Here is a 20,552-nt window from a genome sequence, read left to right as displayed (position 1 = left end):
GTATGACTATTACAAAAAAATTATGTGCCGCAGCTTCTCTGTTTCTGATGTTGAACGGCTGTGCCATGGCTCCTGAATATCTACGGCCGGGGTTACCTGTAACAGACGAATTTCCGATAAGTGAGGCCCAAAAGGCCGAATTGAATGCAGACGACACACGCTCAGGCCTTATTTCAGATCTCGGCTGGCGTGATGTCTTTACAGATCCAGGCCTGCAAGAACTTATTAAACTATCATTAACCAATAACAGAGATCTGCGCGAAACAGCCCTTAATGTGGAAGCGTATCAGGCTCAGTTCCGTATCCAGCGCTCGGCCTTATTTCCGAATATATCTGGTGACGCAAGCGGCATTAAACAACGTGGCCCGACCAGTGGTGGTGCCGCTACCAGCGAATCCTATTCACTTGAGGTGGCAAGCACTTCTTATGAGCTCGATTTTTACGGTCGGATCCGCAATCTCAATGATCAGGCACTCGAACAATATCTGGCACTGGAAGAGACCCGCAAGAGTGCAACTATAAGCCTTATTGCAGAAGTAGCCAATGCGTATATCACCTGGCTTACTGATAGGGAATTATTATATATTACAGAACAGACACGGCAGGTCGAAGAGGACTCCTATCGCCTTATCCAACAGCGGGTTGATGCTGGCATTGCCAATCAACTCGACCTGGCACAGGCGCGTACCAGTCTTGAATCTGTGAAAGCCAATTCGGCTTTGTATCGGAGGCAGGTACTTCAGGATCTTCATAATCTCACATTACTTATCGGTACCAGTCTACCACAGACTATACTGAGTGAAATTGGTTCACTGCAAGAGTTTGAACCTCTATCTGTTATGCCTTCAGCCGTCTCGTCGGAAGTGTTGCTGCAGCGACCGGATATAATGGCTGCAGAGCATGAGTTAATCGGAGCAAATGCCAATATAGGGGCAGCCAGGGCAGCCTTTTTCCCTACAGTCAGGTTAACTGCAAGTGCAGGTATCGGCAGCTCTGATCTGAGTGAACTTTTTGATAGCGGAAATGGCTCCTGGTTATTTTCGCCTTCTATAAGTCTGCCAATTTTTACTGCAGGCAAATTGCAGGCGGAACTTGATGTGGCAAAAATACAAAAAGAACTCTATGTTGTCAGATATGAGAAAGCTATTCAGACCGCATTCAGGGAAGTCTCTGATGCCCTGTCTGCCAGTGAAACCTATCAGCAACAGCTGATTGCTCAACAGGCTAATCTGCTGGCAAATGAAGAGTATTACAGCCATGCCAGCAACCGATATCAACAAGGGGTTGATAGTTTTCTTACATTGTTGGATGCCCAGCGTTCGTTGTACAGCTCCAGGCAGAATTATCTTACTTTAAAACGTGCTCAGCTTGAAAACCAGGTAACCGTTTATAAGGTTCTTGGAGGCGGCTGGAAAGAATATACGAAATAACACAAGGAACAATTATGGCCCGTAAGACGAAAGAAGAAGCCTTGAAAACCCGCGAAGCTATTCTGGATGCAGCGGTAAAGGTTTTTTCTGTTCGTGGTGTCTCCGGCAGCACTTTGGCAGATATCGCCAAAGAAGCTGGTGTGACCAGAGGCGCTATATACTGGCATTTCAAAAATAAGGAGGATATGCTCGCTGATCTTTGGGAGCAGCTCCTCCTGCCCTTTGAACCTCTGTCACGTGCAAGTGAGAATCCGGACACTCCAGATCCGCTGGGTAAATTGAAAGAGACCTATATTAGTTTTTTTAAGAGTCTTAAAAACGATCCGCGGGTACTGCAGTTATTCAAGATTTTAATAAGTAAATGCGAAGCGGTAGAAGATACTGGTACCCTTCATGTTCATAGGGTCAACTGTCACCGCGAGGGCCAACAGAAGATAGAAAAAATTCTGCGAAATGCTATCAAGCAGGGGCAGTTGCCCGAAGACCTCAATGTTCGTCTCGGCAGCATTGCCACACTGTCGTTTATTGACGGACTGGCAACCAACTGGATTTTCTTTCCAGATCTTTTAGATGTAGAGAATGAAATTCCTCTTATGCTCGACGGCCTGATTCAAATGCTGCGCTCCGGTCTTAGTCATTCGTAAGGCCGGTGACACCCGCAAAGGTGGATGTGGAATTTTTTGTAAGTGGAACAACATGTTATAGATTTTTTTTCGTTAAGATATGGCATGCCCACTATCAAATAGGACCGACACCTGATGAGTAGAAGGTGTCGATTCATCGACATATTTCCAGTTCAGCTTTCGTATTAACTGCCTGGTTAATTGCAGTCCAAGGCCAAAACCCAATTCGTTTTGATCAGAACCAGCAGGCAATTGCGGGTTGAAGACAACAACACGATTGTCTTGCTGGTGAATGGTAATACATCCTTCCCAGGTGTGCTGAAACGCATTCCGAATCAAATTTCCCAATACAATTCTGACTGGAAATTCGGGTAAAAACACTGTACACGGATTTGTCTCTACTTTCAGTTGAACATCTTTTCTATCGAGGAGATATTTCATCTCATCCACCAGTTCTTCCAGCAAACTATCCAACTCAATCTGTTTACCCGGAAGTGTCTGCATTTCCTTTCTGCTCAACCATAAAAGCGTCTCTGTCAGATACTGCATATTCAAACTGGCTCTATCCATCCGGTCAATTGCTTTTTCCAGCGGAGCACTTCGCTCAAAGGCCGTTGTTTCTTTTATTTTATGTAACAATTCTATATTGTTACGCATAACGGTTATCGGGGTTCGTAGTTCATGACTCGCATGACGCAAAAAACTGTGCTCTCGGTCAAGACTCTCCTGAACAGAAGAAAGACTGTTTCTGATCAGATACGCCAAATCGTTGAGTTCCGGGTAGGAGAAATCAGGAGGTGGTTCACTCAGGTTTTCAGCGTTCAGAGATCGAGCCCATTGCCCCAATGACGCTACAGGCCGCGAAACACGTCGCAGCAAAAACAAAATTGTAACCCCGATTAATCCTGCAGTTGAAGCGCTGATGGCAAACAGCATTTTCCGACTTTCCGCTGCATTACGACCAATGAGCGGAGGAGCATTAGCTCTGGAGCCACGCCGGGTAACAAACAACGTTCCATTGTCGTCCTGATATCGATAAACAAAATAGACGATATCAGGCTTATTGAACCAGTTGTCCTTTTCTACTTCTATTGACAATCCCTGCTCGGGAGGTTTGGTACCAAAGGCGGTCTGGAGATCAAGGGGAATAGTATTCCAGTTACTGGAAATCCTATACCCTCTGAAATGTTCGAACTGGGTTCGTTTGGCTGGCGGAACTAATTTAACATAGCTGCGGGCAGTCTCCTCCATATTGCTGGCAGTGACACTGTCCATCCCCATATGATAATAGTGTGCACTGAGTAGCGAATAGCCTATAACAAGCACCACAGCGAGTAATGAAAATGCCAGGGTAACAAACAGTTTAAGACTAATCTTGTACTTCATAATGAAGACTTCTCTCGCATAGCGAAACCGTGCCCGGTTATTGTCTGCAGCAAAGGATTGGAAAACGGCACATCAATTGCCTTACGCAGATTAAATATATGAACTTTCAGGCTGTTGCTATCTGGGATATCATCATTCCATACCGCTTCTTCCAAATCCTGCCTGGAAATAACTTCGGGGGATGCCCGAAGTAACGCTTCCAGCAATCGCCAGCCTGTGGGTGATAATTTTACTATGCTGCCGCCCCTGGTGACAGTTTTGTCGGTGAGATTCATTTCAAGATCCGCGCAGGATAATTTACGAACCTGACCACTACGCCTGCGCGAGAGGGCTTTAAGTCGCACCACGAGTTCCAGCAGGGCGAAGGGTTTCACCAGATAATCATCGGTTCCTGCCTGAAAGCCTGCCAATTTGTCATCCAGACCGTCGCGTGCCGTCAGCATCAGGATCGGCGTGTCATCTCCGGAACTTCGTAATTGCTCACACAGACTCAAACCGTCCAGTCGTGGCAGGTTAATATCAAGCAATAATACCTGATATCCACCCTCTTTTGCCAACTGCAGTCCGGCCATACCGTTTGCACCATGGATACAACGTATTCCTTCAATCTCAAGATACTCGACGATAGTATCCGCCAGATCGAGATCATCTTCCACAAGGAGCACGTTTAACATACCTGTTGCTGGCCTTTTTCAGGAAAATACCATCGCTTAATTGCGACCAAACCTCGTACTGCATCTGCCTGAATCATCAGCAGCGAAGGTATTAATATCAGAGTAATCAACGTTGCAAACATAATGCCGTAAGCAAGCGACACCGCCGCCGGAATAAGAAATTGAGCCTGCAGTGATGTTTCACCAAGCAAAGGCATAAGTCCTGCAAAAGTGGTGAACGAGGTGAGCAGCACAGCACGAAGTCGATTACGACAGGCTTCACTAATTGCATCATGTAAGTCACAACCTTCGGCTCTTAAAGTATTGAACCTCGACACCAATAGCAGGCTGTCGTTTACCACCACTCCGCTGAGTGCAATTATGCCATTGAGCGAGAGTATACCTAAAGAGAGATCATTTATCCAGTGACCGATAATTGCCCCGACTATACCAAAAGGTATTGCAGTCATAATGAGCAGAGGCTGCACATATGATTTCAATGGGATTGCCAGTAACATGTAAATAGCGAGCATAGCAATGCAAAACACCTGGACCATAGAGTTTTGTGTTTCAGCCTGTTGCTCGGCTTCACCGGCAAAGTGAAGAGATAACCCCGGATAGTTTGCCTGAAGTTCAGATGCTGCTGTAGTCTTTAGCGTACTGACAAGTTCGGTTGCAGACACTGCATCTTTGTCAACATCAGCAGAAATGTACACAGCACGCTTTCCATCTATGCGGGTAATTGTGTCTCGAGTATAGCCGTAAGTTACCGTGGCCACACTGGATAAAGGCAATACCGTGCCGTCACTCGTTCGTACCGATGATTTAAGGAGGTCGGCGCTATTCTGACGCTCGCCTTCCGGGTAGCGGACCTTCACTTCTATTTCATCACTATTGCGTTGATAACGCTGCACAACCTGGCCACTGAACCCCTGATAAATTTGTTCGGAAAGCATCTCTGTTGTCATGCCGAGTGCCCTTCCCTGCTCTGTCAGTTTGAGCTGCAACTGCGGTTGACCCGGTTGTAGATTGTCTTCGATACCGCTCACAGACGACATATTCTGCAGCTCTTCTTTGAGCTTTTCTCCAGCGGCTGTCAAAATACTATCATCTGTCGCACGAAGCTCAATTCGCAACGCATCAACCATTCTACGGGTGTTCTGGACACTGAGAGACCGTGTACCTTCCGGCAAGCCAGCCAACTTCTGCCAGTGACGTGTGAATGAATTTATATCATAGGGCGCTTCACTGCTTAGTTTAAGTGTTATCGTACCGGATTGATCTGCCTCAGCCAACACCTGCAGACTTGTAATATACGAGATTGCAGACTCACCACTCAATTCCTGATCTGCCTGATAGGCCCGTTGCTCCAGAAGCCCAAGAGCATCATGAGTCTGGCCAAAACTGGTATCGTTTTGCATTGTAAGTGATGCCGTCACCGTGTCGCCTGGAATATCAGGAAAGAAACTCACCCGCAACACTCCTGCAAATGGCATCGAAACAACAAGAACAAAAAGGGCGATAAACACGATTATCACAGCATAGCGATAGTGAAGAGCATATTCAATAACCGGCCGGTAACAGCGTTCAGTAAAAATGTTAAGAGCCCGGTCAGCACCATGTTGAACCATCTGCCAGAGACGTGTGAGCGGGTTACTTGAACTTTGTGGTCTGGTGTTAAGATGTGCCAGATGAGCCGGCAAAATAAGCTTTGACTCTATAACAGAGAGAACCAGACAAATGGCCACAACCATTGCAAACTGTGAATAGAGTTCACCAAGGCGTCCGCTAATTTGTGATAGAGCAAAAAATGCTGCCACAGTCGTAAAAACACCAAAAATAGTGGGTAGCGCGACACGCATTGTCCCCTTGATGGTATTCTCGATAGTATCACCATTTTGGGCACGCTGGGTATACACGCTTTCACCCACCACCACCGCATCATCCACAACAATACCCAGAGCCATTATAAAGCCGAAGGTTGTGAATTCATTCAGTGTAAGACCTATGAAGCTGGTCCCCATACAATAGAGGGTTCCAAAGAAGATAAAGGGCAATCCCATTGCAACCCAGAAGGCAACAGTAAGGTTTAAAAACACAGCAAGCAGGATAAAAACCAGGGCTATACCTGACAGGGCATTTTTGATCAGCAACTGCAAGCGCTGATTAATTGAGGTAGAGCGGTCATACCAGGTGGCAAGCTCCACTCCTTCGACAAGTTTGGAGCCGTCCTGCCACTGCTCAGCTACCTTACGGGCGCTCTTTGCAGAATCAGAAATATCATCCATGCCTGTAGTGATAACCTGCAGAGAAATAGTATCTTGACCGTTATAGCGCGACAATACAGCAGTTTCGTCATCAAAGGTGTCATTGATCGTTGCCACCTCTCCAAGTAATAATCTATGACCATCGCTGGTGGTAAGAAGTGGAATGGCGGCAAAGTCTTCTTTCTGGTACGCCTGCTCAGAAGATTTGAGCTGAAGATTGAGGTGTTCATTTCGCATTACGGCAGTTGCCGTACTCGAAGAACCCTGGTTAATAGCGTCCTCCACATCAGAAAGCGATAAGCCATATGCCCGTAACCTCGCTTCTTCTATTTCAACAACCATCATAGGATCTTTGCGACCAGAAATACTGACCCTGCTGATGGCGTCTTCTGCCAGCAAATCAGTTTTCAAGTCATCTGCAAGTTGTTGCAATGTCTGCCTGTCCGCATTGCCATAAAGCTGCAACCAGAGAGAATGCTCTTTACGCTCTGCTTTCTCAATGATTGGATTTTTAGCATCAGCAGGAAATGTGGAAATGGCATCGATCTTAGTCGTCACATCTTCGAATAATTGGTCAAGATCGTAATCATCCTGCTTTTCTATAGAAACCGTAACACCGCTGCTGGTAGACTGGCTGGTAACCGTGTCAATTCCACTCACGTCTTCAAGCTGGTCCTCAATTTTTATTGCAAGACCTTCCTCAGCCTGCTGTGCTGAACCACTGCTATACGAGACCGATACATTTATCGCGTGGGGTTCCATACTTGGAAACGCCTCTTTGCGTAAGGTCGTCAACTGCCAGACTCCAAGGACAATGACCAGCATCAACAGGAGATTAGCAGCTACCGGGTTGGATACAAACCATGGGATAATCCCTTTTGTAGTATTTGAATTATGCATTTTCATCCCCCACAACCGGCTGAACGTTCATGCCAGGAAGATAACTGCTGAGCGGATGGACCACTATCTTCACTGAAGATTGGGTCAGCTCTTTTGGGACATTGATATATATTGAACTCTCGTTGCTGAATAGTGGCTCCGTAGAAAACCTGGCCAGGATATTGTTTTCTGTCACATACCAGATTTCACCTCGCTGACTCAGCGCAGAGTTTGGCAATTTCCAGACGTCGTGAACCTCACTGCCGCTCATAGCAACTTCAACAAAAGTTCCAGGTAAAAGTGGGGGAACCTGATCCAGCGGAGAATCTACCGCAACAATCAGCGTACGCTGCCGACTGGTACTATCTACATGCTGGGCAGCACGGAGCACTCTGCCCGACCATTTCTGACTATCTTCAACACCTTTCAATTGAACCGGCCAGGAACTACCAATAAGGGTTGTCGAATCCGGGAGATTTTTCCAATCTCTTGTCGACAGCGGCACAGCAACTTCGATCATGTCAGTGCTGTATAAGGTAGCGACTGCGGTTCCTGCCTGAAGATAGCTGCCCGGTGTTGTTAATCGTTCAACCACAATAGCATCAAATGGGGAGGTGATTTTTGTTCGGCTTAATTCTTTTTCTGCACTCACAAGGGCTGCTTCAGCTTTTGCAACTGCAGCTTTTGCTGCTTCAAGTTGAGGCTCATGCAAAACAAGATCTGAATCCGGTTCACCGCTAAGCCCTGAAGCGCGCCACTCCGCCTGCGCCTGATTTGCCTCACGTTGCTCTTCAAGCAAACTCAACCTGGCACTTGCCAGATCACTTTTAGCATCAGCAACTGCAGACTGATAGTCGCTATCTTCAAGTTGAATAAGGACGTCTCCTTTCTTTACCTGGCATCCCGACTCAAGTTGAGTTGACTGATCGATCACCTGGCCACTTGTCTGAGCTGTTAATGTCAGACTGTAATGTGTTTTCGTTTCACCATAGCCCTGAATTCTTGCACTATATGTAGCGCCTGCAACGGTGAGAACTGCAACATCCGGGCGCTGAGGTTGAATCGCCTGTGGTGGACGGCGGTTTTCCACTTGCTCGGCTATAAGCTGACGGGTATACAATACTGAAGCAGCCAGGATGATGAGTGCCACAATGACTGTTGACCAGTTTATTATTCGATGTTTCATTTTTCTACTCCAAGGCCAAGCGCCAGACCAAGGTCAATCCGGTTTGTCAGGCGTTCGTAAATGAGGGTATCTAGTTGTGATGCAAGATCAAATGTTTTTTCCTGAACGGTGAGCAGGTCAAGTATATCAACCAGACCGGACCTGTAGCTCTCCTGATATCTTTCTAGAGAATTACGGGCACTTGCCAGCGCAGAGGTTATATGGTTTTGCTGACGAGTGATTGACTGCTCCAGGCTCAAGGCGTTTTCTACTTCACTTATGGCCTCCAGCAGGGTTTCACGATAGGCTTCATAGCTCTGTGCTGTCTTTAACTTTGCGACTTCAGCTGCAGCTTTAAGCTTTCCCCCCTGAAAAACAGGTGCGGTCAATTGGCCGAGCAAACCCCATAAAGGATCACTCAGCAGCATGGATTGTGGTGAATCTCCGATATCCTCCAGGGCTGCCTGAAGACTTATGCTCGGAAGCAAATCTTTATACGCAACAGACGTTCTCAAATCTGCTGCTTTAATAGCAAAATAAGCTGCCTGCAGATCAGGACGACGCTGCAGGGTTTGATCTGGCAGATCAGCAAGTGGAGTTAGAACTTCAGGGTATGACGCTTTCGCTGTGAGATCTGTGCTTCCAATACGACCAAGAAGAGTTTTCAGGGTTCGTTGTCTTTGTGACAGATTTTCCTGATACCCTTCAAGGGATGCTCTTGAAACAGATGTCGAGGTACGGGCACTGTCCAGATCTTCAAGGTTGCCAATACCGCTGCGATATCGCTGTAGTATATAGAGTTCGTTTTTTTCGAGATTTTCCAGGCGGAGTCTTTCTATATCGATGGTGTTCTGGTCACTGATCAGGCCCAGCCATTCTTTCATAACTTCCGCAGTGAGTGAAAGGCGTACTGCCTCAAGCAATGCCTGCTGTTCTGCTTCGTCCATTACTGCCGCATTTTCACTGTCTGCAAGTTTCTTCCAAAGGTCAACTTCCCAACTGATACTGAGCGAACCGCTATAGCTTTCATCATCACCCTCGTCTTTACCTGCACCTGCGTCGAATTGCGCCTTGGGAAGACGATCAGCAGTTGTCTGCTGACGCTGTGCACCGAGAATCTTCAATGTCAAAACGGTCTGCTGCAAATTCGGATTTGCCTGCAGGGCTTCCTCTATCAGTGAATCAAGTTCAGGATCCCTGATAAGTTCCCCGAGGTATGTTGTTTTTTCAGCCCCCTCTTCCTGTGCAGGCCACTCCGTCACACGTTGACGTTCCTGTTCTGCAAGCGCCGTATAGTTCCCCTGAGGAATTGTGCTGCATGAGCTCAATAGCACGACAGAAATTGCCACCACAAGAGGTAGTAAATATGTTTTGATTTTTGTTAGATACATCCGCATTCCACTCCATCCACTGTTGATCGGGGCTATAAACCTCAAACCTTTAAAGATATATCCATAAGCCTACAGCCATCCGGCATATCCCAACTATGAAGAGGAAGATATCAGGAAGGCGGTTAACGGAGGGTTAAGACCAGATGGAAAAATATAAAAAGCAGGGCACGACAATGCATACTGCACATAAAAAGCTGTTATTGCACAACTATATACATAACGCTTGGATATAAAGGCCTTTAAGGGATGCTCCCCTTTGTGGAAGCAATTCTAAGTGTATTTTAGTTAATATGGCGACTTCGCCCTTCTAACAATCAATTGAATTAGCACATTGTTAGTGGTAACACTAATTACACCTATATAAAGTTAGACCTTGAGGGCAGAATATTTAGCCAGCGTAATCATTTGTTAATCAACAACTCGAATTAATGAGTTTTTTGAAACCAATAGCTGATTACCAGTTGAGAATTCCGAAGTACTAACATCACTCTTCTGTAGTCAGAAATACGTCATTTGAGTCCAGAACTTTTGAGAAGGAGGACATGAAATGGAAAAAAAGATGCGAGTTATGACCGAAAAACCTCTTAACGCTGAAACACCAGTTGAATCTTTGCGATCGTGGATTACCGCTAATTCCATTTTCTTTGATCGAAACCAGGGCATGTTCCCAAGCGAACCTATCTCTCTTGAAAAATGGAAATTGTCCGTTGATGGTGAAATAGAAAATCCATTTCATCTGACCATGGACCAGATCCTCAAAATGACCAAGGTTATTGTCGCTAACACCTTTGAATGTTCGGGTAACGGGCGTTCTCTGCTCAAGGAAAAAGCACGAGGCAACACCTGGACTATTGGAGGGGTTGGAAATGCTGTTTATGGAGGTATCTGGCTAAAAGATGTTTTGCAGCAAGCGGGTTTGAAGAGCAGTGCAAAACACGTGAGTTTTGAAGGAGATGATCAGTCTCCGGGTTCTGCAGGCATCAAATTCATTCGAAGTCTCCCCATCGAAAAAGCCATGTCGACAACTCTTCTTGCCTATGAGATGAACGGTGAAGCTCTGCCGTTAAAACATGGGTATCCCTTACGTGTGTTAGCGTTGGGTTGGACGGGAGCCAATTGCGTGAAGTGGTTATCGAAGATTAACGTACTGGATCGCCCATATGAAGGATTCTTTATGGACAATGTCTACAGAACCTATCAGAAAGGCGAAGAATCGAAATCCGGCGAGGTAGTTACTGAAATCACTTTAAAATCCTTCATTACTCAACCGCTTAATGAAGAAGAACTGAGCGCTGGAACTGTCGTCATACTTGGCACAGCCTATGCTGGTGAAACCGACGTTGATCGGGTCGAAGTATCGCTGGATAACGGAAAGAACTGGGCCGATGCCGACTTCATAGGACCTCACGAAAAATTTGCCTGGCGTCATTGGCAATACATCTGGGAAGCCAAAGAAAAAGGAGATTTCACTCTGATGTCGCGGGCAATTGATTCAGATGGGAACCCACAGCCTATGAATGCTGATTGGAATGTACTTGGCTATGGAAATAATGGGGTTGAGGAACACGCTATCACTGTGCATATACGATAATCAGGAGGTACCTTCCCTCTATGGATGTATATGTTATGAGTACCAAAAAGATAGATCATTTGTTATTATATGCGATCCGAAGGACCGGTATATTAGCACATATACTTATCTGATCTCAGATAGAAGAATTGTACATTCTTTTAAGGCAGGAAACACACTACATCCATCAGTACAACAAGGAATGTCATGACGGTAGAAGAAACGTGTAAAAAACACGGGGAGGTACCTTTTTGGATTGTCTGCAAACATGTAGGAGACGGAAGTGCAGATACCATCATATTCAGCGAAAACAAGGATGCCCTTTGCTTTGATTGTGCCCACAATTTCCAAAAGCTGACAGATCAAGACGTGGTTGCCATGTGTGAGGAATGCCTCAAAGACTTCACGGCAGAACTCATGATAGCCACAAAGACCTTCGCCAATCTCAAAGATCGGGTTCAAGGCCTTGAACATCTCAAGAAGAAATGAAATCAGATCTTAAAAGTCTGTAGAATAATCGAGTTCAGCAAGAAGAGCTTTGAGGTTTTACGTATCTTTAGTTGGGCAAAATTTCATCCTGAGGGTTTTCAAGATCATTAACAAGCTCAGCAAAGCTGGATTGAATGTCTTCGGTATCTTCATCTGCAGCCGCTTCAATTTCTTCCAGTTTCACATCCGGATTTAATGATACACTCAAGGGGCTTGCCGCCATTACAACAAATTCACCATGTTCCTCGATAACAGCATCTACACGTTGAGTTGCACGCCATAGCGCAAAAACTGCAACAGAGCTTAACATCACACCAAGGCTTCCATAAAAAGCCTGCGGTCCGAGGATATCCATGGCAATGGCTGTCATAGGAGATCCAATTGCAGCTCCCGTCGCACTCAGAAGCACCAAAGTCCCACTTGCAGCAACCATCTGGGTAGGTGTCAGGTAATCATTGGTATGCACACAACAAAGGGAATACAAAGGCATGGCGAAACCTCCAACTGTTGCGACAATTGCGTAAAAGGCTAAACCTTCGGCCTCAATAGTCATTGCAATAAAAGATACTGCCGCACCACTTATACAGCTGAGTATGATAGCCTTGATTGGTCCAAAGCGATCTGAAAACCATCCCAATGGATACTGGAAAAGAAAGCCACCAAGAATAAGCGTTCCCATAAAAAAGGAAACATCCTTAACCGACAAACCAATGTCAGTGGCGTAGACAGCACCCATCCCGAAAAATGTCCCTATCGACATCCCGGTGATAAACATGCCAAATACGCCAAGCGGCGAGACCCGATAGAGACCTATAATGCCGACACTTTCCATCACTTCGAACTGTGGTGCCCGGGAAGTCGACAGCAATATTGGTATCACAGCGAAACTGATTAGCAGGGATGCCAGTACAAATAACTCAAATCCGGATGGATGAAAAAGGTTAAGCAGCATCTGCCCACCAGCCATACCGCCAAGAGAGACAAGCATATAAAAACTTAACAATTTCCCACGATTTCCGTTTTCGGCAGCTTCATTAAGCCAGCTTTCTGCAACTATATAGATACCGGCATAAGCAAAACCTGTAACAAAGCGCATTGCCCACCATGCAAAAGGATTAACGAGAACCGCCTGTACAAGTATTGATGTGGATGCAAGAGATGCCAGGGCACCGAATGTACGAACATGACCAACCCGGCTGACTATTTTGGGTACAGTATTGCAACCGACGATAAGCCCGATGAAATAACCGGACATAACGATACCTGTGATGGTTGTGCCAAAACCTTCCATAGAGGCACGCACCCCAAGAAGTGTTGCCTGTAAACCGTTTCCCAGCATGATTAGTCCCATACCAAGAAACAGTGCCCAGCTGTTCAAAATAAGACGCTGCATTTCTTACCCTCAGGACTGTGTAGTCAGTCACTGTAAAAAAATATTTTTGATATTAAAATTACAACCAGGATCGAAAGCATCCTGGGAATGTTCTACGCTCATTAGAAGAAAATGACTAAAAAAGCAATGTTCAGACAAAATTCTTTTTTCACGAATGAATCTGAAGGATTTTTCAGAGAATTGAGGCTACCAGTAATTTCACAAATCACAACCACACAGGCATCTGAAATACATGTTTTTTTGGTGAAGGCAATCAGACCTTCAAAGAGTAAAGATTGTTCAGCGACATGATTGAACAGCGGATGGTGTCTATGACAATAGACGTAAATTTCTACCCGTATTCTTTTAACGACTATGACATCCCTAAATATATTGCTGTATCAATACAACGCCAACATCGACCAATATGAAGGTCAGAACATTTCGACCGCTCACATTCCATTAAGTGGAAATGACAAAAAAAAGGTGATGATGTATTATAGAAAGTGCAACAACGTGTTTTGAACGCATGAATTAATTAAATATTAACTGCATGTTTTATTTCTAATTTAAACGACCAAGCAAGCTCTTACCAAGCTTTCCATTCAATATACACGTTTATCCAAGAGTAAGGTCATGACCTCCAATCGCTCTATAAATCCTAATAATAACGATGCTCCCCCTCCAGACGTTCTGTCAAATATGCTCAAGGTCTTATGGCCACAACATGTTGGTGACACTGATTCTACTACCCGTTGTTTCAGCCTACTTCTTGACGCAGTTGAAGCGGGAATTGTTATCGAAAATGAATCCAGACTGATTATTTTCATCAACACCATTGCTAGGGAGTTGCTTGACTTAACGTCGTTGCATGGTAAGCCTCAGTACACCAGCAACCTGCCTATGGTAAGTGAAGACGGCACCGCTTTATCGAGTGACGAACATCCTGCTGCTATCACGCTCCGCACCGGGGCCCCATGCGATAAGGTGATCATTGGAATACAATCAGCTCATGACACTCTCAGTTGGATGACGGTTAGCTGTCGGCCACTTTTTTCAGATAACAGCAACACGCCGACTGCTGTACTCACTACCTATACCGATATTACACGGGAGAGACGTGCAACACAGGAAACGTTAGAAGCCTGCCGCCATTACAAGCAACTCTCTACAGCGACTTTCGAATCTATATTTTTATCAGTTAAGGGAGTCTGCATTGGTCAGAACGAGACTGCCAGAGAAATGTTCGGCTATTCAGATACCGAAGCGATCGGACGGGCAGGCATAGAATGGATTCACCCTGATGACCATGTTACAGTGTTATCGCGAATGCTCAGCAATCAGGAGGCCCCATATGAGGTAACCGCCCTGCGCAAAAACGGAACAACCTTTCCCTGTGAGATTCAGGCGAGGTTGATAAGGGAAAATGGTGAAGATATACGGATCACCGCACTACGCGACATCACCGATCGCAAACTGACCGAAACCAAATTTAATAACGAAGCACGACGCCGAAGTATCCTGATGGCAAAAAGTGGTGACGGCATAGCAATTTTTAACCAACAGCACCGGGTGATTGAAGCCAACCAACGATTTGCCGACATGCTGGGCTACAATCTTGAAGAGGTAAACCGCCTGCATAGCTGGGATTTCGACGCTAATTCCACCGAAGATGAGATAAAACGAAATTTTGGCCACATCGAATCGATAGACAGTATTTTTGAAAGTCAACACCGCCGCAAGGATGGTACCGTTTTTGATGTGGAAGTCCGTGCCAGCGGAGCAATGATTGAAGGAGAACCTCTAATTATTACGATAGCGAGAGATATCTCTGATCGCAAGAAGGCAGAGGCAGAACTGATTCGTGCTAAAGAAACTGCTGAAGCGGCCAACAGAATAAAATCCGAGTTCCTGGCTAACATGAGTCACGAAATCCGTACTCCGATCAATGGTATCATGGGAATGTTACAGCTCATGGAGACCACTGCTCTAACCACAGAGATGAAGGAATATGTATCCTACGGCCTTCTGGCATCAAAAAGGTTAACCAGACTGCTGGAAGACATACTGGACCTCTCTAAAGTAGAAGCAGGGATATTGAAAGTACAACCGGTAGTATTCAACCTCATCGAGACAATGCGTGCCACTGAGCAGATCTTTGTTCCCGATTTTCAAGAAAGAAAGATCACCCTGAATTTTAAGATAGATTCCGACATCCCTCCTTTGCTGGTTGGAGACGTTGCCAGGATTCAGCAGATTTTAAACAATCTCATCGCCAATTCTCTCAAATTTACCAGAGCCGGCTCTGTGTTGGTCGAGGCTTGCAGGCTAGAGCCAAAACCTAATGAGTTGGACCGGATACTGTTCTCGGTCACAGATACCGGCATCGGAATTCCTGTTCATAAACTCAACAGCCTGTTTGATCCATTTGTTCAAGGCGACAGCAGTTTCACCCGGAAATATCAGGGGGCTGGATTGGGGTTAGCAATTTCCCGACACCTGGTAACTCTTTTAGGCGGCAACCTCAGTATAATGAGCGAGGAAGGCGTCGGTACTGCCGTGAATTTTTCCCTGCCCCTTGCTGTCGCCACCACAGATCAGGATATTGACAAGATCAACATTAAGAGCAACATCCCTGAGGCAAGACTTTCCATCTTACTCGCTGAAGATGACCATATCAGCCGACAGGTTATTACTAAAGTTCTTGAGAAAATGGGGCATCGCGTCAAGGCATTGGAAAACGGCCTTGAAGTATTATCAACTCTTAACCGGGATGAAGTCTTTGATGTTCTTCTCATGGACGTCCAGATGCCGATCATGGATGGAGTGGAAGCCACACGACATATCCGTACAACACCGGAGTTCACAAAGTATGCGGATATCCCGATAGTCGCCATGACCGCCCATGCGATGAGCGGTGATAAAGAGAGACTCCTTGAAGCCGGGATGACAGACTACATCTCCAAGCCGTTGAGTCCAGCTGATATGACTGAGGTCTTGCAGAGAGTTATCGGCAATAAAAAGTGATTTTACAGATACCCAAAGGCCCTATGACTAATTCATTTTGAGATATTTTGATCATAAGACCTTTCCAGGACTGACTTTTAGGAGGCTGTCCGACAATAGGGATTTTGGTCAAAATCGAGAAGTTTTCTAAAAATAAGCACAGCCATATACATGATATCGGAGTCTAACGCTTACCTGCGAGCATTATTTTTTTGAAAATTCCGAAGAGTTTGGGCAGATAGCGTAAACTTCGAAAACCATTGTCGGACAGCCTCCTAGCGCTCTTCCAGCCCTACCCGATCCAGAAGACTGATCTTTCTTCCCTGAACTTCAATTAAGCCCTCTTCTGACATCTTTCCGAGAATCCTGGAGAGTGTCTCCGGTATTGTTCCAAGTAAACTGGCTAATTGACCTTTCGAGATTTCAAGCTCCACAGTATCGGCATTGCCTTGTTCTTCAGAAAGATATAATAAATATGAAGAGAGTCGCGCTGGTACTTCTTTTAGGGAGAGTGATTCAATCTGGCTGGTGAAACGGCGTAACCTCATTGAGAGCATCGCCAGCATGTTTAAGGCAATGGACGGAATTTTTGTTACAACTTCTACAAATTCTCTTCGCGGGAAAAACAGCACACTGGTTTTACCCAGCGCTTCAGCGGTGGCTGGAAAAGGCTGACCATGAAATACAGGCACTTCACCAAAAGGTTCGCCAGGACCAAATATATGTAATATCTGCTCTTTACCCTGCAAAGACATTTTGAATATCTTCACCTTTCCTTCTGCTACAATATAAAAACCGTTACCATCATCACCTTCGAAAAAAATTGTCTCTCCCCTGCCATAGTGTTTTGAGATGACTATTCTTTCTATTTCGGCCAGTTCATTTTCGGGCAACCCCTGAAACAGCCTGTTTGATGCAATGACGGATTTTGTATTCATAGTAAGCCTGTAGTGATAAATGAAGAAACTCTTTAGTCTGCGATGCCTTTCGTAGTAAGATGCGCCCTGTATATACCATCTGGCAATACTACTGTAAAAAAAATACAGCAACAATATAGCATGTAGAAAAATGATGGCACAGCGCCAACGGATCAGCATTACAACATATTAGTCTTGAAATTACCCGCTCTACCCATTGCTCAACCGATATAATGCACAGTAATCGAAAAATTATACATATAGACATGGATGCATTCTTTGCATCTGTAGAACAACTCGACAATGCTGAACTGCGCGGTAAACCGGTAATTGTTGGCGGCCGACCGGGTGGTAGGGGCGTCGTAGCCGCCTGCTCATACGAAGCACGTAAATTCGGTATTAGATCGGCCATGCCATGTTCTAAGGCGTATAGATTATGCCCATCAGCAATATTTACCAAGCCCAGAATGGCACGATATAAAGAAATTTCCATGCAGATAATGGCGATTTTCCATAAATATACCGATCATGTAGAGCAACTCTCTGTCGATGAAGCTTTTCTGGACATCACTATAAACAGATATAACGAGCCCTCAGCATCAATCCTTGCCGAACGCATACGAAAAGATATCTATTCCTCCACCGGACTCACTGCCTCTGCTGGCGTTTCCTGCAACAAATTTCTAGCTAAAGTCGCCTCTGATATTAATAAACCTAACGGCATAGCTATAATTCCTCCCGCTGATGTTCTCGAATTCCTGGCAAGGTTACCAATAGGGAAATTTTATGGTGTCGGTAAAGCTACTGAAAAAAAAATGGAACGAATCGGCGTTACGACAGGTGCAGATCTCAGGAGATTTACACGTGAAGAATTGATTTTTCACTTTGGGAAATCCGGCGGCTACTATTACGATATTTGTAGAGGCGATGATCCCAGGCCTGTAAAAGCTTCTCGTACACGAAAATCAATCGGCAGCGAAACCACATTTGCTGAAGATATACGTGATATGCAGCAAATCATGGCAGTCCTCGGTGAACTGTCAGAGTCAGTTGCGGGCAGTCTGTTAAAACGAAACGTTGGAGGGTATACCCTCACACTTAAAGTCCGCTATCATGACTTTGTTACCGTAACACGGTCAGCAACCGTTGTGTCACCACTTTTTACTCATGAAGACATTATGTTCTGCCTGCCAAGACTCCTTAACAATACCGAAGCAGGAAATAATAAAATTCGCTTACTTGGAGTGGCTGTATCCGGACTTTTTACCAGAAATTCTATTCCAGTCCAATTGCGATTACCCTTTCCGGATGCACCAATCCCGAAGCAGCCTTGAAACCACATGTTGTTTCGAGGATATTTTCGCATATCGTTATTATAATGTCATTTTAGAGATGCGCATATTCTCAGCAACGTAATACATCGCATATGTTTTTTTCTGAGCCATAAAGTACTCTCAATACAAATATAGACATTGCTGTCTTGTGAAAAGTGATTCCAGTGTTTAAAATTAGGCAGCCGATTCACTGGAACCCAATAATATCGAAAGGAAAAACATGAAAGACCTTATTCTCTCAATTCTCAATATATTCCGTTACACAGGACGTATAATCAGCATCGTTCGTAACACTATCGTCAACACGGTCTTTCTTTTTATTCTGGCTATTATATGTCTGAGTTTCTTTATTTCTCCTGATGAGACTGTCAAAGAAAACTCCGTGCTCCATCTTAAATTGCATGGGGATATTGTTGAGGACCGTAAAAATAGTGCCCCGATTGACGATCTTATTGAAGAAGCCCTCGGCATGGAGCAGCAACCGCGTGAGATTGTTCTTCAGGATATTCTTACAGCTATCTACTCTGCAGCAGATGACCCTTCAATTAATGTAATCCTCCTAGATTTCAAAGGACTTGGTCGTGCCGGGTTAAATCAGATGCAGGATATTGGCAAAGCTCTCAATACATTTAAGGAATATGGCAAATCCGTTATAGCAGCTCAGGATTATTACACCCAAAAACACTATTACCTCGCGTCCTACGCAGATACAATTGTTCTCAATCCTATGGGTGGTGTTGAGTTGCACGGCTTTGGGGTATATCCGCTGTACTTCAAAGAGGCTTTAGACAAACTTCAGGTGAATTATCATGTTTTTCGCGTTGGCACGTATAAATCTGCCATAGAGCCTATAACTCGAAACTCTATGTCTGATGAAGCCCGCAGCCAAAATTCAAGTTGGCTTAATACACTCTGGGCTAACTATATTGAAGATGTCGAGCGTCAGCGAGGGTTATCACCCGACACTCTTACCGATTACATAGAAAACATAGAAGCCAACCTGATTAAAACACGCGGTGATACGGCATTAATGGCCCTTGAGAACCGCTTGGTTGATAAGCTTTTCACCAGAGAAGAGTTCAACCAATATTTAACAACCATGAACCTAGGATTCTCTCCTAACTTAGTTACCATGGATGATTATCTCAAAATCACAGCTCCTTCTCAGCAACCTGAAACAATAGAAAACAATGGAATAAGTGTTATAATCGCTGAAGGTACTATTATTGGGGGCGATCAACCTGCTGGTGTTATCGGAAGCGAATCGCTTGGAGATCAGTTGCGCGACGCACGAGAGGATGACTCTATCAAAGGAGTTGTTTTACGCATTAACTCTGGTGGCGGATCCGCATTTGCATCAGAAATAATACGCCAGGAAATTCTTGAAATCAAAAAGGCTGGCAAACCGTTTGTTGTCTCCATGGGGACTATGGCCGCTTCAGGCGGTTATTGGATTTCTGCAGATGCAGACCAGATATGGGCTTCGCCCAACACTATAACTGGTTCAATTGGAATTTTCGGCGCAATTCCGACCTTTGAACGCACTCTGGCCAGAGTTGGTATCCGTAGTGACGGTGTTGGTACAACCAGTATGTCCTCGGGTATGAACCTCACCCAGCCACTCACACCAACGCTTGCACAAACCATACAGTTAACTGTAGATAACGGCTATGACCGTTTTTTAACCATCGTCCACAATGGACGTAATATATCTAGAGCAGACTTATCTCTGATCGGGGAAGGACGTGTATTTTCTGGAGAACAGGCTAAAGAGCTAAAACTCGTTGATGAGCTGGGTTCGCTGGATGAGGCAATTGAGGCAACTGCACAACTCGCCGGGCTTGACTCGTTTGTACCTGTATACAGTAAGCGCAAAAGCAGCATGAGAGATCAAATCCTCTCTCACTTGACATCGGCTATGGCAACGCACTTCCCAGATGTATTTTTATCTCCTGCAGTCAAGTCCCTTTACAACCTGTTTCGTAACGAGTTACCAGACTTCGCACTTATGGATGATCCTCATGGCATTTATGCGCGGGCAATGTTACAACTTTCGCTCTAACCCGGATT

Annotated in this window: 14 protein-coding genes; 7 read left to right on the top strand and 7 right to left on the bottom strand. The window is 45.2% G+C overall.

Going from position 1 to position 20,552, the window contains the following annotated elements:
• Window positions 1-8: 8 nt before the first annotated feature.
• Together FCL46_RS09245 and FCL46_RS09240 are read left to right on the top strand one after the other, a co-directional pair.
• Window positions 9-1,430 carry an efflux transporter outer membrane subunit gene (locus FCL46_RS09245; protein WP_420811270.1) on the top strand — a complete coding sequence of 474 codons (1,422 nt, stop codon included), beginning with the start codon at window positions 9-11 and terminating at the stop codon, window positions 1,428-1,430.
• 14 nt (window positions 1,431-1,444) lie between these two features.
• Window positions 1,445-2,074, top strand: coding sequence for a TetR family transcriptional regulator (locus FCL46_RS09240; RefSeq protein ID WP_136806197.1), 630 nt, complete (start codon window positions 1,445-1,447; stop codon window positions 2,072-2,074).
• A gap of 72 nt (window positions 2,075-2,146) precedes the next feature.
• Here the strand turns inward: FCL46_RS09240 and FCL46_RS09235 are convergent, their stop codons facing one another.
• The 5 genes from FCL46_RS09235 to FCL46_RS09215 are packed head-to-tail and all read right to left on the bottom strand — an operon-like array spanning window position 2,147 to window position 9,794.
• Complete coding sequence (locus tag FCL46_RS09235; protein WP_136806196.1) at window positions 2,147-3,439, bottom strand: sensor histidine kinase; 1,293 nt, start codon at window positions 3,437-3,439, stop codon at window positions 2,147-2,149.
• The gene (locus FCL46_RS09230; RefSeq protein WP_136806195.1) at window positions 3,436-4,113 is read right to left on the bottom strand and encodes a response regulator transcription factor; all 678 of its coding nucleotides are present in this window, start codon (window positions 4,111-4,113) and stop codon (window positions 3,436-3,438) included. Before FCL46_RS09230 ends, FCL46_RS09235 begins: the two co-directional genes overlap by 4 nt.
• Complete coding sequence (locus FCL46_RS09225; RefSeq protein WP_136806194.1) at window positions 4,107-7,259, bottom strand: efflux RND transporter permease subunit; 3,153 nt, start codon at window positions 7,257-7,259, stop codon at window positions 4,107-4,109. Before FCL46_RS09225 ends, FCL46_RS09230 begins: the two co-directional genes overlap by 7 nt.
• Window positions 7,252-8,424, bottom strand: coding sequence for an efflux RND transporter periplasmic adaptor subunit (locus FCL46_RS09220; RefSeq protein WP_136806193.1), 1,173 nt, complete (start codon window positions 8,422-8,424; stop codon window positions 7,252-7,254). The genes FCL46_RS09225 and FCL46_RS09220 overlap by 8 nt, the downstream gene beginning before the upstream one ends.
• Window positions 8,421-9,794 carry a TolC family protein gene (locus FCL46_RS09215; RefSeq protein WP_136806192.1) on the bottom strand — a complete coding sequence of 458 codons (1,374 nt, stop codon included), beginning with the start codon at window positions 9,792-9,794 and terminating at the stop codon, window positions 8,421-8,423. The genes FCL46_RS09220 and FCL46_RS09215 overlap by 4 nt, the downstream gene beginning before the upstream one ends.
• 547 nt (window positions 9,795-10,341) lie before the next feature.
• Between FCL46_RS09215 and FCL46_RS09210 the strand changes: the two genes are divergently transcribed.
• Together FCL46_RS09210 and FCL46_RS09205 are read left to right on the top strand one after the other, a co-directional pair.
• Window positions 10,342-11,385 (top strand): sulfite oxidase, encoded by a 1,044-nt coding sequence (locus FCL46_RS09210; protein ID WP_136806191.1) that lies wholly within the window; start codon window positions 10,342-10,344, stop codon window positions 11,383-11,385.
• A gap of 186 nt (window positions 11,386-11,571) precedes the next feature.
• A complete protein-coding gene (locus FCL46_RS09205; RefSeq protein ID WP_136806190.1) occupies window positions 11,572-11,853 on the top strand; it encodes a hypothetical protein in 282 nt (93 codons plus the stop codon).
• Between the two features lie 67 nt (window positions 11,854-11,920).
• Here FCL46_RS09205 and FCL46_RS09200 read toward each other — a convergent pair whose 3' ends face one another.
• Window positions 11,921-13,246 carry an MFS transporter gene (locus FCL46_RS09200; RefSeq protein WP_136806189.1) on the bottom strand — a complete coding sequence of 442 codons (1,326 nt, stop codon included), beginning with the start codon at window positions 13,244-13,246 and terminating at the stop codon, window positions 11,921-11,923.
• A gap of 615 nt (window positions 13,247-13,861) precedes the next feature.
• On the opposite strand from FCL46_RS09200, the gene FCL46_RS09195 reads away from it, so the two are divergent.
• Window positions 13,862-16,252: a PAS domain-containing hybrid sensor histidine kinase/response regulator gene (locus tag FCL46_RS09195; RefSeq protein WP_136806188.1), complete on the top strand. Its 2,391-nt coding sequence runs from the start codon at window positions 13,862-13,864 to the stop codon at window positions 16,250-16,252.
• 254 nt (window positions 16,253-16,506) lie between these two features.
• Here FCL46_RS09195 and FCL46_RS09190 read toward each other — a convergent pair whose 3' ends face one another.
• Entirely contained in the window at window positions 16,507-17,169 is a 663-nt protein-coding gene (locus FCL46_RS09190; protein ID WP_136806187.1) for a Crp/Fnr family transcriptional regulator, read from the bottom strand.
• Window positions 17,170-17,414: 245 nt separating this feature from the next.
• Here FCL46_RS09190 and dinB point away from each other — a divergent pair, with 245 nt between their 5' ends.
• Both dinB and sppA read left to right on the top strand, forming a co-directional pair.
• Window positions 17,415-18,482: a DNA polymerase IV gene (dinB, locus tag FCL46_RS09185; protein WP_267313729.1), complete on the top strand. Its 1,068-nt coding sequence runs from the start codon at window positions 17,415-17,417 to the stop codon at window positions 18,480-18,482.
• Between the two features lie 220 nt (window positions 18,483-18,702).
• Window positions 18,703-20,544: a signal peptide peptidase SppA gene (gene sppA, locus FCL46_RS09180; protein ID WP_136806185.1), complete on the top strand. Its 1,842-nt coding sequence runs from the start codon at window positions 18,703-18,705 to the stop codon at window positions 20,542-20,544.
• Window positions 20,545-20,552 lie beyond the last annotated feature (8 nt).

It is taken from the genome of Desulfosediminicola flagellatus (assembly GCF_005116655.2).
Taxonomy (GTDB): domain Bacteria; phylum Desulfobacterota; class Desulfobulbia; order Desulfobulbales; family Desulfocapsaceae; genus Desulfopila; species Desulfopila flagellata.
This window is presented reverse-complemented; position numbering and strand designations above follow the sequence as displayed.